A 221-nucleotide genomic window follows, 5' to 3' on the forward strand; every position below is an offset into this window, starting at 1 on the left:
CCGTCCGCACCCTCCGCGAACGACTTGCAGCGCCCGTCCGCGGCGAGCCCGCGCTGGCGGCTGAAGTCGACGAACGTCTCCGGGGTCGCCATGATCGCGACACCGCCGGCGAGCGCCATGTCGCACTCGCCGTTGCGCAGCGCCTGGATCGCCCAGTGCAGCGCGACCAGCGACGACGAGCACGCCGTGTCCACCGTCACCGCCGGGCCCTCCAGCCCGAA

At 73.8% G+C, this 221-nt stretch carries 1 protein-coding gene; it reads right to left on the reverse strand.

The genetic code is table 11. The features are described from left to right. Positions 1-221, reverse strand: a 221-nt coding sequence (locus IF43_RS37655) for a beta-ketoacyl synthase N-terminal-like domain-containing protein (RefSeq protein ID WP_037891803.1), incomplete at both ends; no start/stop codon positions are given.

It is taken from the genome of Streptomyces sp. NRRL S-87, assembly GCF_000719335.1.
Taxonomy (GTDB): domain Bacteria; phylum Actinomycetota; class Actinomycetes; order Streptomycetales; family Streptomycetaceae; genus Streptomyces.